The organism is Rhizobium aethiopicum, assembly GCF_014197535.1.
GTDB lineage: Bacteria > Pseudomonadota > Alphaproteobacteria > Rhizobiales > Rhizobiaceae > Rhizobium > Rhizobium aethiopicum_A.
The window spans coordinates 18,264-33,381 of sequence record NZ_JACIFV010000002.1 but is presented as its reverse complement, the minus strand read 5'-3'; the positions used below and the strand labels follow the sequence as shown (position 1 = coordinate 33,381).

Genomic DNA, 15,118 nt, shown 5'->3' with positions numbered 1-15,118 from the left:
AGCCGCAAATTTCGTTCAGGGTCGAGGACGGCACGCCGTTGCGGCCATGCGCCTGCCCGGGCGGATTCGCAGCCAATCACCCGCGCCGCATATGTCAGGAAATGCTGGTGTTAACGGCTCGGAGGGATGCGGTTCCGCACCCCCCTCCCGGGAAGCACGGGCTGCCGATTCTGTTTCGGCCTCAGCTCTGCTGGCGCTCGCTGGTGGCTGCGACGCTATCAGCGGCGGAATTGTTTTGTCGCAGCCTGGCGCTGCGCCGCGCGAAACCCGACAGGAAGACGCCTGCCAGGTAGCCGATTTCCATGAGCACGAGGAAAGCGATACCGGAAACGATCGCCCCAATCAGCGAGGACCCGTCGGCGAAAGCCACGCTGCCGAAGCCGATTGCCACAAGGATTGCGAAAATCGCGAAGGCCCAGGCGCGGATCGAAGCGCCGGCAGCTATCGAAATCACGGCCGCCACCAAGGTGGTGATCAGCATGACGATCTTCCCTCCCTCTGCATTTCGATCAGAGTCCCGGCATCAGTCGTCCTGCCGCAGTTCAAGATGTCGAAACACAGCCCTGTGACAGGCACGGCATTCTTCATGATGAGCGTCTCAACAATGGAACACACAAAAACCGTCGGCGGCCGGATGCCGTTTCAACAAACGAGCGGTCCGGCGATCCGCAATATATACCGAACCGGACTGTCATACGACAGGCCTGCCGGATCGATCAACAACTGTTCCCTCACCCCTGAAGAGAGCAGCCATTCACTCGCATTGAAGACAACCGGAAGGATGATGACATGAACAATCAGTGCGTTGTCTACGTCACGGATGTCGAATATTCATTTCCAACTATTCTTTCCGCGCTCCAGGCTCGCAAATTCGCAAGCTCCGCAACCGACGTTTGCGTACTTATGTCTGAACGTCTGGATAATTTCAGCGAGTTGAAAGCCCTGCTCGCCGCGAGCGGGGTCGAATTGGCAGATGCGACCGACGCACTGCAGGACTCGCTCGGCAAGCTCGACAGTTCGCATTTTCAGGGGCGCATCAGCGTCAGCACGATGGCCAAACTGGTCCTTTGCGAGATCCTGCCCGCGCATTACAGCCAGATCATCTATCTCGATGGCGATACCCAGATCGTCAGCGATCTCGGCAAACTCGAAAACGCCACCGTGCCCGAGGGCCGGTTTTTCGCGGCCCGCGATTACACGGCAATTCAGGACTTCCTCAACACTGGAAAGGATAACCACTACTTCAATGCGGGGGTCCTGAAATTCAATCGCAACGGCTGGATCGGACAGGAGGCGCTTGCGCTTTTTGTCAAAAATCCGGAGGCTTGCGAGGGCAAACACGACCAGGGTGCATTGAATTATGTCTGCGGTTCGTCGCTCATTCTTGTGTCCAACCGCTGGAACTTTCCCAAGCAGTTTCTGCATCTGGTGAACATGTCGTCACTGGCGATCGTCCACTATATGGCGCATCCGAAGCCATGGCATGGAACCTTTTTTCCATGGACTGATCGGGAAAGCCAAGTCTATGTCGATCTGCGCAAAGCCCATCCGATTTACAACGCGCTCTATCGCGGAATAGGCCTCGATCGGAAGATACTCTATAAATATCGGTCGATGCGGGCACGTATCGAACACGCGATCGAGAGGAACGGCCCCCACCCGCGGGTCCAGAGCCTGCTGGTTGGCGATTACGCCGTATGATGGCCGCATATTGTTCCCACCCGAGAATGAAGATCAGCGCTATGGAACTCAGCCTGATCAGCCCGAAAGACTATATCGTCCTCTTTCGCGCAGCCCGTGACCGCCAGCGGAAATTGCTCTGCGCTCCGTCCGTCGGGCTTTACGCAGCAAGCCTATCCATTCCAGGAATGGATAATGTTCAGGATGAAATATGAGTTATCGCGCTTCCGTCGCCAGTATTTCGCATTACGCAAAAGCCCGCCTGCGCCGGTCGCTCAAGGCTCGGCAGCTTCGTTACGACCTGCTGCGCAGCGGGCTCAGGCAGGCCCGCCACGTCGTCATCTGCGTCATCCGTGACGAAGGCCACCGGCTGGCATTCTTCCTGCAATATTATCGTGATCTCGGCTTCGAACATTTTATCTGCATCGACAACGGCTCGACGGACGGAACGGCCGAATTGCTATCCGGCTTCGACGATGTCTCGCTCCTATCGGCTTATGGCTCCTACAAGGCGGCGAGGTTCGGAAACGACTGGATCAACGAGGTCATCAACCGGTACTGCCGGGAGAAATGGGTCCTTTATGTCGATGCAGACGAGTTCTTGGTCTATCCCCATTGCGACACCTGCCCGATCGATCAGCTGACCGCCTATATCGAATCCACCGGCGGTCATTCCCTCCGCTCGGTCATGATCGACATGTACAGCCCGCGTCCCGTTCTCGAAAACATCTGTGAACCCGGCCGCAATCCTCTCGAGGTCTGCAATCTTTTCGACCGATCCGGCTATGTCGCTCATTTCGACGAACGCAACGCGACGATATGGATCAAAGGCGGCGTTCGAGGACGCATCTATTTTCGTGATCGGCTCTGGGACGGGCCGGCACTCAACAAGATCCCTCTCGTCTATGTGACAGGTGAACGGCTGTTTCTCAAATCGTCGCACCAGGTCTGGCCGCTTTCCCTGAATCTCGGCGACATGCGCGGCGCGCTCGGCGTATCCGGCGCCCTTCTCCATTTCAAATTCCTATCGACCTTCGTACACAAGGTTGCCGATGCCGCCCACCGTTCTCAGCACACGGAAGAATACACCGTTTACTCCTCCGACAAGGACATGGGCGACTTCGTCCATGACGATACGGGCACTTACACGAGCTGGAAGGACTTGTCCGATCACGGGCTCATTCAGGGCGAAGGCTGGAAAAAGTGGAAAAATATCTCCGGGGACGGAATCTAGACAGCTCTAGCAATATGTGCAGCGGGTTTGGCGCAGCGACCGCAAACCCCGGTGATCTCTTTGCTGAGCCGGGCATCTTCGCTCAATGACCAAAGTCCCGGATGGGTCGCCGAGAAGCCTGTTTCGAAACCGCGCCGGCCAATTCCCGTCTTGTGCCGCGCTGCAGGTAGAGGTTCTCGAGCCAGTTCACCTGCTTCCTGAATTCCAACGCCGGCTTTTCGATGAATCGCCATGAGAAGGCGGCAAAACAAGTGACAACGAGGCTGCAGACGATCCCATTCAGCCACCAGTTATGCGCCCAGGGCCCGAGCGCGACGAAGGCCTGCTGGATGGGATAGCCATAGAGGAATACGCCGTAGGAGTAGTCGGCCCCCTGAAGCACTCCGAGCTTGCGGGGCGAAGTGAGGCCGAGAAAGACCGTTACATATCCGATAGCCGGAATGGCAACGAAGTCCCCAAAAGAGGTGAACCAGTAAGCCCACAATACGACGGCAACGGAGGCGATGAAAATGCGGACATCCCACAGAATCTTGTCCTTGTAGAGATAAATGGTCACGCCCACGAGGAAGGCGCCGATCAGCAGATTCCCCGAAGCGGTCGTTGGCATGGACGCCCAATTGCTTTCATGCTTCCAATATCTCGCAAGCCCAAAACCCACGATCAATACTGTCGTTGCAACGAGCGCGAGCACGCGCCGCCTGACCACGCCGAGCAGGAAAAGCACGGCGATCGCGACGTAGCATTCAAGTTCGAAGGGCACGGTCCAGAGCTGCCCGTTCACCATCGCGGCGTCGGGATTGTTCAGGAACACCCCCGGAAGATTGAAGTGAATGTGCCCGGTGACGTTGAGGAGATATGTAAAAAATTGAGGGTCGGTGAAGTAGTTACTGAGGTCATACTCGGTATAGATCGCTCCCAGTATAAAAGCAGCCAGCAACACTTCCACTGCAAGAGCGGGATAAATCCGGATAAATCGATTGCCAAGAAAGGAGATCAACGTCTTCGACCGCGCGAGACTGCCGGCAACCAGGAACCCGCTCAGGGCAAAGAACATAGGCAGCACCGACTTGAGAAATGGACGCAGGGCCGTCTCCCACAAAAACAGATCATCGCCATAGGTGACGCGCGCCGTATGGATCCAAAGCACCGAAAAGGCCAGCAGCAATCGCATATAATCGAATCCTGTCGGCCGCCCCTTCGCCAGATCAAGTTTTTCGCCGAGAACCATCTGTGCCCCTTTCAGAAGTTTTGACGCAATCGCAAGCATCTTCGCCGGCTCGGGGACACGTGTCAGTGACCACAGCTACATCATGAAATTTTGAGGGGACTGCCTGTCTTCGGGACGAACACCTAACGATCGGTCCAACGCCCTGTGCTGCCGGAGGCGCCGTTCGATGGTCGGAGACGAATGCGGGCTATCGCGCAGCGAATTGGATGAGGAGACGATGAAATTACTGGCCGCTCTGTTCTGTATCGTTCTCGCCTTTATCGGATTGGGCCTGATGGGAGGCGGCGCCTTGCTGCTCAGCCTCGGCGGCTCGCCCTATTACGCAATCACAGGACTTGCCTACTTCGTTGCGGCGGTTCTGCTGTGGCGCCGGAAGCCTCTCGGCGCATTCATTGTCCTGCTTGTCGCCGTTTTCACTCTTCCCTGGGCGTTATGGGAATCGGGCACCAATTTTTGGGCACTCTTCGCACGCTTGATGTCCCCCATCGCACTTGCGGGATTTGCGTTGCTCTTTGCACCAGCGCGCTTGCCGACCGTCGACCGAAAGCTCTTCCACGGCGGCGCCCTGCTTGCCGCCATTCTGTTTGCCGCGGGCTTTGCCCTTGCTTTCACGCCACATGAGGTGATCCGCCCCTCCGGCGATATTCCTGCCTACAAGACGGTCAGAGGCGACAACTCCCCCTCCGATTGGACATCCTACGGCCGCAGCACGGCAGGAGATCGCTATTCCCCATTCGACCAGATCAATCGCGGCAACATTGCCAAGCTTGACCTTGCCTGGACATATCGCACCGGAAGAGGCGACGGCGTCGACCAGAACACGCCTTTGCAGATCGGCGATACGGTCTACACCTGCACACCGACGGATGTAATCGCAGCCCTTGATGCCGATACCGGAAAACCCCGCTGGACCTTCGATCCGAAGGCGTCGGCGCCTTATTGGCAGCGTTGCCGCGGCCTCGGCTATTACAGGATGCCGGAGGAGAGACGATCGCCCGATGGCCTCTGCAGCGAGCGCCTGATACAGACGACGATCGATGCCCGCCTCATCGAGATCGACAGCAGGACCGGCGCGCCATGCACGGACTTCGGCGACAACGGCACCGTGCAGCTCTCTCAGGGCATGGGTGAAATCAAGACCGGCTACTATTTCCAGACATCGGCTCCGCTGATTGCCCGCAACCTGATTGTCATCGGAGGCTGGGTCACCGACAATCAGGAGGTCGGCGAGCCGTCAGGCGTCATCCGCGCATTCAATGTGGTCACCGGCGAGCTCGAATGGGCCTGGGATCTCGGCAATCCTGCGATCACCAAGCTTCCGCCGGCAGGCGAGACCTATACGCGCGCCACGCCCAATATGTGGACGACAGCCGCCTTCGACGACAAGCTCGGCCTCATCTATGCCCCGCTCGGCAATACCACGCCGGATTATTACGGCGCCAATCGCCAAGCTTTCGCCGATCAGTACAACGCGACATTGGTGGCGCTCGATGTGACGACGGGCCGGGAGAGATGGAAGTTCCAGACCGTGCATCACGATATCTGGGACTATGATCTGCCGGCCCAACCGCTGTTGATCGACCTGCCCGATGGCAATGGCGCCACCGTGCCGGCCATCTTGCAGACCACCAAACGTGGGCAGCTTTTCCTGCTCAATCGCCAGACCGGCCTTCCCCTCGCCGAAGTTCAGGAAAAGCCGGTGCCGCAAACGGGCGGCGCGCCGGAGGAGAAACTGTCACCGACACAGCCTTATTCCGTCGGCATGCCGACGATCGGTGCGGAACGTGTCACGGAGCAGCGGGCCTGGGGCCTGACTATGTTCGATCAGCTGGCCTGCCGCATCGCCTTTCGCAAGATGCGCTACGACGGCGATTTCACCCCGATCGGCACGCATCCCGCACTTCAGCAGCCGGGAAATCTGGGCGGTCTCAACTGGGGAAGCGTCTCGGTCGACCTGCCCAACAACCGCGCCTTCATGAACGACATTCGAGTCCCCAGCATCTTCGCCCTCGTTCCGCGGGCCGATTACGTCGATTTCGCCCTCGTCACGACCGCGCACGGCCCCTCCGCCCCACAGCGCGGCACACCTTATGGTATGACGACCGAGAAATGGACGTCGAGACTGCGCATTCCCTGCACGCAACCACCATGGGGCACGCTGACAGCCGTGGATCTGAACACACGCCAAATCGCATGGCAGGTGCCGGCCGGGACTGCTGAACAGCTCGGACCGTTCAAGATCAAGATGAATTTACCCATGTCGATGGGCCTGCCGACCTATGCTGGCACATCTACGACTGCCGGCGGCGTCGTCTTCTTTGCCGGCTTCCAGGACTATTACATCCGCGCCTATGACGCCGAGAACGGCAACGAGCTTTGGAAATATCCTCTGCCGGTCGGCTCGAGTGCGACGCCGATGACCTACATCTCACCGAAGACAGGCAAACAATATGTTCTGGTCTCGGTTGGCGGAGCAGCAAATTCGACTGACATCAGCGACTATGTACTCGCCTTCTCTCTCAAAGACGGGGATTAGTCAGCCGATCACACGAAGCCACCTGGCACGCCTGATCGTGTCTTACTGGCGACCGGGGAACCAACCCGCCTATGCAAGGTTAAGGCGATATGCCTCCGAGTTGTTGCCTCGGAAACATCTACCTTTGGAATTACGCAATTCCCGGCAAAGGCGCTTCGCGCTTTGCCTAGGAAAACGGATTCGCACTTTTCCTGGAATTGCTCTAACCGCCTTCCAACTCCGTTCGAAGGCCGGAAGGAGAAGCCAGCGATGCGCGACCACCACAATTCCCGACATGAGGGGATGAGCAGGCATCCCTATTCCATGTTCGCTGTCAACATGATCCTCAGCCTCATCGTCATGTACTTCGTGATGTTCTCGATGATCGACGGCTGGAGCGATTTCCGGCACAACCTCAACATGCTCTACATGGCGCTGACGATGGTGGCCCCGATGGGCATCATCATGCTCGCCACCATGGGCGGCATGTACGGGAACAGGAAGCTAAACGCCGCCATCCATGTCGGCCTGGTGATCTTGTTCGTCGCGGCCTTTGCAGGCACTCGCACACAGGCTCTCATAGGCAACCGCCAATTCATCGCCTCGATGGTGCCTCATCATTCAGGTGCAATCCTCATGTGCCGCGAAGCAGCCCTCAACGATCCTGAACTGGTAGCGCTCTGCGCCAACATCTCGCGCGGCCAGCGTGCGGAGATCGAGCAGATGAACGCGATCCGCACGCGCCTGGATCAGGGTGCGCGGTAAGCGCCCACGGATGTCAAGAAGGCAATCGAGACAGCCGCTCCAGCCTCATCGACCACCATTCAACCGCGAGACGAAGATGGCCTGCAAGAGGAATTTCTCGCCCGTCCATGCTCTACCTTCTCGGCCCCGAGCTTATACCAATGCGCCTATTGGCGGGCTTGGGGAATGTTGATTTGGGAAGCAGGATTTGTTGTTTTCTGTCCCGCGTCGTCGGCTTCGCCTGCTTGCAGGCCCCATCGAAAGCGCGCGCTTGGCAAGCGACCTTCGCCACATCCGGACCGACTCGATCTTGCTCCCCCGATGACAATAATCTTGTGAAAAATCCGATACTAGGGCACAATTTGCGAAGGCATCTGAAGTTGCGGCGCAGTCTCGAATCCGGCCGTCTCGCGCCGAGTGGCAGTTCGCGTCGGAGGGTCGGCGTCGATGGATCAGGGGTTCTTTCTTCTGTTCGCTGCGGTAGCCGTGATCACGGCCCTGACGGTGGTCCTGGCGCGCAATCCGGTTCACAGCGCATTGGCGCTGATGGCGTGTTTCCTGCAGGTCTCGGCGATCTTCGTCTTGCTCGAGGCACCGTTGCTCGCGGTCATCCAGATCTTCGTCTATATCGGCGCGATCATGGTCCTGTTCCTGTTCGTGATCATGATGATCGATGTGCGCGAAGCAGTGTTGCAGCGGTTCTTGCCGGGCGGCAACCTCCCGGCTCTGATACTGCTCGTCCTGCTCGGGGTCGAGATGCTCGTGCTGGTGCTCTGGAGCGACCGCTTTTCGGTCGTGGAGCCCGTCGCCATGGGCGGCGGCGATGACGTCAGGCAGCTTGGCACAGCACTTTTCGCCGACTATCTCCTGCCGTTTGAAACCGCCTCCGTAATCCTGCTGGCGGCCTTGGTCGGCGCCATCATGCTGGCGCGGAAGGAGCAGGGATGATGGTTCCGCTCTGGTGGTATATTGTGCTCGGAGTGGTCCTGTTCGTGATCGGAGCGGCGGGCGTGCTGCTCAGGCGCAATATTCTCGTCGTACTGATGTCGCTGGAGCTGCTGCTCAACTCGGTCAACATCAATTTCATCGCTTTCGGGCGTTACCACGCCGATTTTCGCGGGCAGATCTTCGCGATCTTCGTCATCGCAATCACCGCGGCGGAAGTTGCCGTCGCCCTCGGCATCCTGGTTGCCCTCGTGAGGAACAAATCCACCCTCAAGATCGACGACGTGACGGTGATGAAAGGATAGCGGCTTTGGACCCGGTTGTATCGATCCGGCCGTTGCTTGCCATCGCCGTCGCCGGTCTGGCGGCCCTTGCAGTTCTCCTTTTGAATAACCGCGAGAGACTTCGCGATCTGGTCTCGCCATTGGCCGCGATCGCCATGTTCGCGATTGTCATGTCGATGGCGCCCACGGTGCTGGCGGGCGGGACGGTCGAATTGCGCCTGTTCGAGATTCTGCCGGGGATCGACTTTGCTTTCCGGGTCGATGCGCTCGGCATGGTGTTTGCCACCGTCTCGTCGCTGCTGTGGATCGTGGCGGCGATCTATTCCGTCGGCTACATGCGGCATTTGAACGAGCATGCGCAGACCCGGTTCTTCGCCTGCTTCGCCAGCAGTCTTGCGGCCGCCGCGGGAGGCGCCTTCGCCGCCAATCTGTTTACGCTGGTGATCTTCTACGAAGTGCTGAGTCTAGTCACCTATCCGCTCGTGTACCACCACGAGGACGAGGAGGGATGGAGGGGCAGCCGCAAGTACCTCGTCTATCTGATGGGCGCCTCGAAAAGCGCGCTGCTCGCCGCACTGGCGCTGACCTACCATATTGCGGGGTCGCTCGATTTTGTCGCGGGGGGGCTGTTGGCGGGGAGTGATGCGTCGGCGGCGCTGCTGACGGTCGTCTATTTCTGCTATCTTTTCGGCTTCGCCAAGGCCGCGGTGATGCCGATGCACGCCTGGCTGCCCGCCGCGATGGTCGCGCCGACACCGGTCAGCGCGCTTTTGCATGCAGTGGCAGTGGTCAAGATGGGCGTGTTCTGCGTGCTGCGGGTGGTGTTCCATGTCTTCGGCATCGGACTAGTGGCGGGGCTGGGTCTCGGCATCGCCACGGCCTATCTGGCTTCGTTCACGATCCTGATGGCGTCGGTTTACGCCCTGACGCGGGACGACCTGAAAGCCAGGCTCGCCTATTCGACAATCAGCCAGCTCTCCTACATCGTGCTGGGCGCGGTTCTGTTATCGCCGGTCGCGATGGTCGGCGGGATCATCCACATCGCGGCGCACGCATTCTCCAAGATCACGCTCTTTTTCTGTGCCGGCTCGATCTATTGCGCGTCCGGCAAAAGGAACATCAGCGACATGGCCGGTATCGGCCGCAGGCTGCCCTGGACGATGGGGGCATTCTTCGTCGCCTCGCTCAGTATGATCGGGATACCGCCAACCGCGGGCTTCGTCAGCAAGTGGTATCTGGCGGAGGGCGCCGTAGCGGCGGGCGAGACCGCGTTCCTGGTCGTGCTCCTTGTGAGCTCGATTCTGAACGCCGCCTATTTCCTGCCGATCAGCTATGCTGCCTTCTTCCAGGTGGAGAAGCAGGAGGAGAGCCGGACGACGATCCGTGAAATTCCGCTGGTCACGATTCCGCTGGTCGCGACGGCGATCCTGTCGGTGCTGATGGGCATTTTCCCGGGCTATTTTCTCACCCTGGCAGATGGAGTGACCCGATGATCAAGCGTGTCGTCGACTTCTTTGGTGCCGAGCAATATGCGAGACCGCGCCGCCGACTGTTCTACCTATTGCTCGTCCTGATCGTCGTCGCCGACTTTCTGGTCTCTCGCGAACACGCCGAATATCTGTGGGACAGTCTGCCGGGCTGGTCCGCCGTCTACGGATTCGTCTCCTGTGTCCTGCTGATCTTCGTTTCCAAGTTTCTCGGCCATCGGGTCGGGCTGATGCGGCGCGAGGACTATTATGACTGACTTCATCCATCCGTCTCTGCTCTTTATTCTTGGCGCCCTGCCGATCCCTTTCCTCAGCGGGTCGGTCCGCAAGGCCTATCTGCTGCTGATCCCTGCGCTGGCAATCCTTGCCGTACTTGCCATGGAACCGGGCAGCTATGGCGAAGCGCGATTCATCGGGCAGGAGATCCTGATCGCGAAGGTGGACAAGCTCAGCATCGTCTTCGCCACCGTTTTCACCATCATGGCGTTGATCGGCATGGTCTACGCGCTGCACCTGACGGATGCCGGCCAGCACGTGGCCGCATTCGTCTATGTCGGCAGCGCGCTTGGCGTGGTGTTTGCCGGTGACTACCTGAGCCTTTACCTGTTCTGGGAGGGCATGGCATTCGCCTCCGCCTATCTGGTCTTCGCGCAGCGTGGTGGGCCGGCGATCCGGGCCGGGTTCCGTTACCTCATGGTCCATATCACCGGCGGTGTCGTCCTGCTCGGCGGCATCATTTCCCACGGGCTCGCCACCGGTTCACTGCTTTTCGGCCCGATCGTGGGGGCCCTCACCAACGGAGGAATGGGGGTCGGCGACTACCTGATCCTCGCCGGCTTCATCCTCAACGCGGCCGTGCCGCCGCTCAATGCCTGGCTGACCGATGCCTATCCGGAGGCGACCGTCACCGGGGCGGTGTTCATGAGCGCGTTTACCACCAAGACCGCCGTCTATGTGCTGGCGCGGGCGTTTCCAGGGACCGAGCTCCTTGTCTGGCTCGGCACCATCATGGCGCTCTACGGCGTCATCTACGCAGTGCTGGAGAACGATTGCCGGCGGCTTCTCGCCTATCACATCGTCAGCCAGGTGGGCTATATGATCGCGGGTATCGGCATCGGGACCGAGATGGCAGTGAACGGAGCCGCCAGCCACGCCTTCGCGCATATCCTCTACAAGGCGCTGCTGTTCATGGGTGCCGGGGCAGTCATCTACGTCACCGGCCGACGCAAGCTCACCGAGCTCGGCGGGCTTTACAAAACCATGCCGCTGACCGTGGCGCTTTACATGGTCGGCGCCTTCGCGATCTCGGCCTTCCCGTTCTTCTCGGGGTTCGTTACCAAATCGATGGTGATAGCGGCTGCAGGAGCGGATCACCGCGCACTGGTCGTGCTGGCGCTGACCATGGCATCGTCCGGGACGTTCCTGCACACTGGCCTCAAGCTTCCCTATTACATGTTCTTCGGGACGGACCGGAAACTGGAGGCGCGGGAGCCGCCGCGCAACATGCTGATTGCCATGGGCATGGCGGCGGTGCTCTGCATTGCGATCGGGGTGTTCCCTCAACCGCTTTATGCGCTTCTGCCCTATCCGGTGGATTTCGAACCCTATACGGGCCAGCATGTCATGGAGAGCCTCGGACTGCTGATGTTCACCGCCCTGGGGTTCGTGCTGTTCCTCTGGGCGCTCGATCCCGAGAACACGATCAGCCTCGACACCGACTGGTTTTATCGCAAGGGTGCGCGGGCCTTCATGTGGCTCGCCGAAAGGCCGCTGGCGCGCTATGAGCAGGCGGTGAGCAATGTTTCCGAGACGGCGGCGCTGCCCTTGCTGCACGGCGCGGCGCGGGCAGGACTCCGGCTCGATCTTGCCGGCGTGGATGCCGTCGTGAATGGCATTGCCCACTCGATCCTGCACGGCGGCGGGCGGCTCAGGCGGCTCCAGACGGGTGTCGTGACCCATTACGTGCTGGCGATGATCGTCGGCCTGATCGCAGCCACCGCCGTCTTCGTCGTGGCGTGGCGGTAGGGGGTGCCATGGGCTTCCCGCTGCTCAGCCTCATCATATTCACACCCGTTGTCGGGGCCGCGGTTCTGATGTTCCTGCGCGGTGACGATGCGGTGCGGTGGACTGCGCTCTCTTTCACCGTCCTCGACCTTGCTCTCTGCATCGCCATGCTGGTCAGCTTCGACACCACGACCCATGCCATGCAGTTCACCGAGACGCGCTCGTGGGTGCCTGCCCTCGGGATCAATTATGCGCTTGGCATCGACGGAATCAGCGCGCTCTTCGTGTTCCTGACCGCATTGTTGGGGTCGATCTGCGTGCTCGCCTCCTGGGTCGCGATCGACCGTAAGGTAAAGGAATTCATGATCTGCCTGCTCGCCATGCAGGCGCTGATGCTCGGGGTCTTCTGCGCACTCGATCTGTTCCTCTTCTACGTCTTTTGGGAGGCGATGCTGATCCCGATGTACCTCATCATCGGCGTCTGGGGCGGCGAGGGTCGGGTCTATGCGGCGATCAAGTTTTTCCTCTACACGCTGGCAGGTAGCCTCCTGTTCCTGATCGGTGTCATCGTGCTCTATTTCTACGGTGGAAGGACCTTCGATATCCTCGCTTTGACGGAACAGGACTTGCCGTTCCGGATCCAGTCCTGGCTGTTCTTCGCCTTCCTGATCGCTTTTGCGGTCAAGGTGCCGATGGTGCCGGTCCATACCTGGCTGCCGGACGCCCATGTGCAGGCGCCGACGGCGGGCAGCATTATCCTCGCCGGCGTGCTCCTGAAGATGGGCGCCTACGGATTCCTGCGGTTCTCGCTGCCGATGCTGCCGGAGGCATCGACGTATTATTCGCCGCTGATGCTGGCGCTTTCGGGGCTTGCGATCGTCTATGGCGGGTTGCTCGCGCTGGCGCAGGACGATCTGAAGAAGCTGGTGGCCTATTCCAGCATCAGCCACATGGGCTTCGTGACGCTGGGGATTTTTGCGCTGAATCTCCGCGGGCTCGAGGGCGGTATCCTGCAGATGTTCAATCATGGCGTGACGACAGGCGCCCTATTCCTGTTCGTCGGGCTGATTTACGAGCGGACCCATACCCGCAGCATCGCCGACTATAGCGGGTTGATGAAGGTGGCGCCGGTCTACACCACGTTTCTGGCACTGTTTACCCTGTCGTCGATGGCGCTGCCGGGAACGAATTCGTTCGTGGGCGAGTTGCTGGTGCTGTCAGGCGGGTTTGCGGCCAACCTGGTCGCCGGCTCGGCCGCCGTTTTGGGCGCATTGCTCGGGGCCGCCTATCTGCTCGGCATGTATGGGAAAGTCGCGCTCGGCCCGGCCAGCGTCGGCGCCCGGTTGAAGATACGCGACGTGAACGCCCGTGAGATGGCTGCGATTCTGCCGCTGGCCGTCTTCGTGCTCTGGGTCGGGCTCTATCCGAAACCCTTCCTCAACGTCATCGATGCCTCGGTGAAGCATCTGCTGACACACGTGCACAGTAGGGGGAGCGGCCAATGACCGCCGCCATGCTTTTCCAGTCGGCCCTAGCGAGCCTGCCCGAAATCGTGGTGATCACCGGAGCCTGCATGCTGCTGATCCTGGGACAGTTTGTGCGAAGGGGACAGGAACATTTGCTTGTCTGGGCGTCGCTCGCGATCGTGTTGATTGCCGCCTTGGCGACACTCATGCTGGCGAGCGAGGTACGCCCGGCCTACACGGGCATGTTCGTCGCCGACCGCTTCGCGGTCTTCTTCAAGTTCGTTTTCTACCTAGCCACCGTTCTGACATTCCTCCTTTCGCGAAAATATGCCGATATCGAAGGGATCGCGAGCAGCGAATACTATGTCCTGCTGCTCTTTGCGCTTTCGGGCATGATGATCATGGCCTCGGCGACCGATCTCCTGTCGATCTATGTTGGCCTCGAACTGATGGTGATTTGCACCTATGTGCTGACCGGCTTCCTGCGGCGTGAGCGGCGGTCGAACGAAGCAGCGCTGAAATATGTAATCCTTGGCGCGGTCTCGACCGGGATTTTCCTTTACGGCGTTTCGCTGGTCTACGGGCTCACCGGCACAACGCAATTGGACGGGATGGCTGCGGCCGTGACCGCCGGTCCGCTCGATCCAGGATTGTTGCTGGCGGTGGTCTTCATCGTCGCGGGGCTGGTCTTCAAGGTCGGCGCGGTTCCCTTCCACATGTGGCTGCCGGACGTCTATGAAGGCGCGCCGACAACGATCACCGCCTTCATGTCGGTTGGCCCCAAGGCGGCGGGATTCGCGGTGATCCTGCGGGTGTTCCTCAACCCTCTGGTCGCAGCCTCGGACGTCTGGATCATCGTCGCCGTCATTGCGGTGGTGACGATGGCGCTCGGCAGCTTCGTGGCGCTGGTGCAGGATAATTTCAAGCGTCTCCTGGCCTATTCCAGCATCGCCCATGCCGGCTTCGCCATTTTCGGCGTGGCCGCTGGCGGCGCCGATGGGATCGCCAGCGTGATGCTCTATCTGCTGATCTACGCCTTCATGAATCTCGGCATTTTCGGCGCCGTCATCATGATGCGGAGTGGCGATTTCTCGGGCGAGGTCATCGAAGACTATGCGGGTTTCGCCAAGTCACATCCGGGGCTGGCGCTTCTGATGCTGCTCTATCTCTTTTCGCTGGCCGGCATTCCGCCGACCGCCGGGTTCTTCGCCAAGTTTTACGTGCTGGTCGCCCTCGTCGAGCATGGTTTCGTCATGCTGGCGGTCATCGCAGTGCTGTTCAGCGCAGTCGCCGCCTATTTCTACATCCGCATCGTCATGGTGATCTATATGCACGAGCCGAAGAGGGCGTTCGCCCCGGCGCTGACGCCTCTGGTGGGCGCGACACTCGCCGTCACCGCTGCCGGCACCATCGGCATCGGCCTATTTCCGTCGTGGTTTCTGAAGCTTGCCCAAGATTCGGTTTTTGGCGGGTGAGCGATTGGATTTGCAATGATCACACCGACGGAATAAACTTGAAGGCGGAGGAAGGA

Annotated in this window: 13 protein-coding genes; 11 read left to right on the top strand and 2 right to left on the bottom strand. The window is 59.7% G+C overall.

Annotated features, from left to right (window positions below; all coding sequences use genetic code 11):
• Positions 1–181: 181 nt before the first annotated feature.
• Complete coding sequence (locus tag GGD53_RS03325) at positions 182–481, bottom strand: hypothetical protein (protein ID WP_184453571.1); 300 nt, start codon at positions 479–481, stop codon at positions 182–184.
• A gap of 308 nt (positions 482–789) precedes the next feature.
• On the opposite strand from GGD53_RS03325, the gene GGD53_RS03320 reads away from it, so the two are divergent.
• Positions 790–1,701: a glycosyltransferase family 8 protein gene (locus GGD53_RS03320; RefSeq protein WP_184453569.1), complete on the top strand. Its 912-nt coding sequence runs from the start codon at positions 790–792 to the stop codon at positions 1,699–1,701.
• A gap of 190 nt (positions 1,702–1,891) precedes the next feature.
• Positions 1,892–2,914, top strand: coding sequence for a glycosyltransferase family 2 protein (locus tag GGD53_RS03315; protein WP_184453567.1), 1,023 nt, complete (start codon positions 1,892–1,894; stop codon positions 2,912–2,914).
• Between the two features lie 82 nt (positions 2,915–2,996).
• Here GGD53_RS03315 and GGD53_RS03310 read toward each other — a convergent pair whose 3' ends face one another.
• A complete protein-coding gene (locus GGD53_RS03310; protein WP_246717697.1) occupies positions 2,997–4,181 on the bottom strand; it encodes an acyltransferase family protein in 1,185 nt (394 codons plus the stop codon).
• A 178-nt stretch (positions 4,182–4,359) separates the two neighbouring features.
• Here GGD53_RS03310 and GGD53_RS03305 point away from each other — a divergent pair, with 178 nt between their 5' ends.
• From GGD53_RS03305 to GGD53_RS03265, 9 genes are all read left to right on the top strand, one after another.
• On the top strand, positions 4,360–6,678 hold the full coding sequence (locus GGD53_RS03305; protein ID WP_184453565.1) for a membrane-bound PQQ-dependent dehydrogenase, glucose/quinate/shikimate family: 2,319 nt from the start codon (positions 4,360–4,362) through the stop codon (positions 6,676–6,678).
• A gap of 249 nt (positions 6,679–6,927) precedes the next feature.
• A complete protein-coding gene (locus GGD53_RS03300) occupies positions 6,928–7,422 on the top strand; it encodes a DUF305 domain-containing protein (protein ID WP_184453564.1) in 495 nt (164 codons plus the stop codon).
• 426 nt (positions 7,423–7,848) lie between these two features.
• Positions 7,849–8,349 carry an NADH-quinone oxidoreductase subunit J family protein gene (locus GGD53_RS03295; protein WP_184453562.1) on the top strand — a complete coding sequence of 167 codons (501 nt, stop codon included), beginning with the start codon at positions 7,849–7,851 and terminating at the stop codon, positions 8,347–8,349.
• Positions 8,349–8,651: an NADH-quinone oxidoreductase subunit NuoK gene (gene nuoK / locus GGD53_RS03290; protein ID WP_064811214.1), complete on the top strand. Its 303-nt coding sequence runs from the start codon at positions 8,349–8,351 to the stop codon at positions 8,649–8,651. The genes GGD53_RS03295 and nuoK overlap by 1 nt, the downstream gene beginning before the upstream one ends.
• Positions 8,652–8,656: 5 nt before the next feature.
• Entirely contained in the window at positions 8,657–10,123 is a 1,467-nt protein-coding gene (locus GGD53_RS03285; RefSeq protein WP_184453560.1) for a monovalent cation/H+ antiporter subunit D family protein, read from the top strand.
• Positions 10,120–10,374 carry a hypothetical protein gene (locus tag GGD53_RS03280; protein WP_184453558.1) on the top strand — a complete coding sequence of 85 codons (255 nt, stop codon included), beginning with the start codon at positions 10,120–10,122 and terminating at the stop codon, positions 10,372–10,374. The genes GGD53_RS03285 and GGD53_RS03280 overlap by 4 nt, the downstream gene beginning before the upstream one ends.
• Positions 10,367–12,142, top strand: a complete 1,776-nt coding sequence (locus tag GGD53_RS03275) for a Na(+)/H(+) antiporter subunit D (RefSeq protein WP_184453556.1) — start codon at positions 10,367–10,369, stop codon at positions 12,140–12,142. The genes GGD53_RS03280 and GGD53_RS03275 overlap by 8 nt, the downstream gene beginning before the upstream one ends.
• 8 nt (positions 12,143–12,150) lie before the next feature.
• Entirely contained in the window at positions 12,151–13,626 is a 1,476-nt protein-coding gene (locus tag GGD53_RS03270; RefSeq protein WP_184453554.1) for an NADH-quinone oxidoreductase subunit M, read from the top strand.
• Positions 13,623–15,062 (top strand): NADH-quinone oxidoreductase subunit N, encoded by a 1,440-nt coding sequence (locus GGD53_RS03265; protein WP_184453552.1) that lies wholly within the window; start codon positions 13,623–13,625, stop codon positions 15,060–15,062. The genes GGD53_RS03270 and GGD53_RS03265 overlap by 4 nt, the downstream gene beginning before the upstream one ends.
• The last annotated feature ends 56 nt before the right edge of the window (positions 15,063–15,118 follow it).

Coding starts and splice junctions, on each gene's coding strand:
- GGD53_RS03270 (WP_184453554.1), top strand. CDS start 12,151: ATGGGCTTCCCGCTGCTCAGCCTCATCATATTCACACCCGTTGTCGGG.
- GGD53_RS03325 (WP_184453571.1), bottom strand. CDS start 481: ATGCTGATCACCACCTTGGTGGCGGCCGTGATTTCGATAGCTGCCGGC.
- GGD53_RS03295 (WP_184453562.1), top strand. CDS start 7,849: ATGGATCAGGGGTTCTTTCTTCTGTTCGCTGCGGTAGCCGTGATCACG.
- GGD53_RS03320 (WP_184453569.1), top strand. CDS start 790: ATGAACAATCAGTGCGTTGTCTACGTCACGGATGTCGAATATTCATTT.
- GGD53_RS03275 (WP_184453556.1), top strand. CDS start 10,367: ATGACTGACTTCATCCATCCGTCTCTGCTCTTTATTCTTGGCGCCCTG.
- GGD53_RS03300 (WP_184453564.1), top strand. CDS start 6,928: ATGCGCGACCACCACAATTCCCGACATGAGGGGATGAGCAGGCATCCC.
- GGD53_RS03280 (WP_184453558.1), top strand. CDS start 10,120: ATGATCAAGCGTGTCGTCGACTTCTTTGGTGCCGAGCAATATGCGAGA.
- GGD53_RS03265 (WP_184453552.1), top strand. CDS start 13,623: ATGACCGCCGCCATGCTTTTCCAGTCGGCCCTAGCGAGCCTGCCCGAA.
- GGD53_RS03310 (WP_246717697.1), bottom strand. CDS start 4,181: ATGCTTGCGATTGCGTCAAAACTTCTGAAAGGGGCACAGATGGTTCTC.
- GGD53_RS03305 (WP_184453565.1), top strand. CDS start 4,360: ATGAAATTACTGGCCGCTCTGTTCTGTATCGTTCTCGCCTTTATCGGA.
- nuoK (WP_064811214.1), top strand. CDS start 8,349: ATGGTTCCGCTCTGGTGGTATATTGTGCTCGGAGTGGTCCTGTTCGTG.
- GGD53_RS03315 (WP_184453567.1), top strand. CDS start 1,892: ATGAGTTATCGCGCTTCCGTCGCCAGTATTTCGCATTACGCAAAAGCC.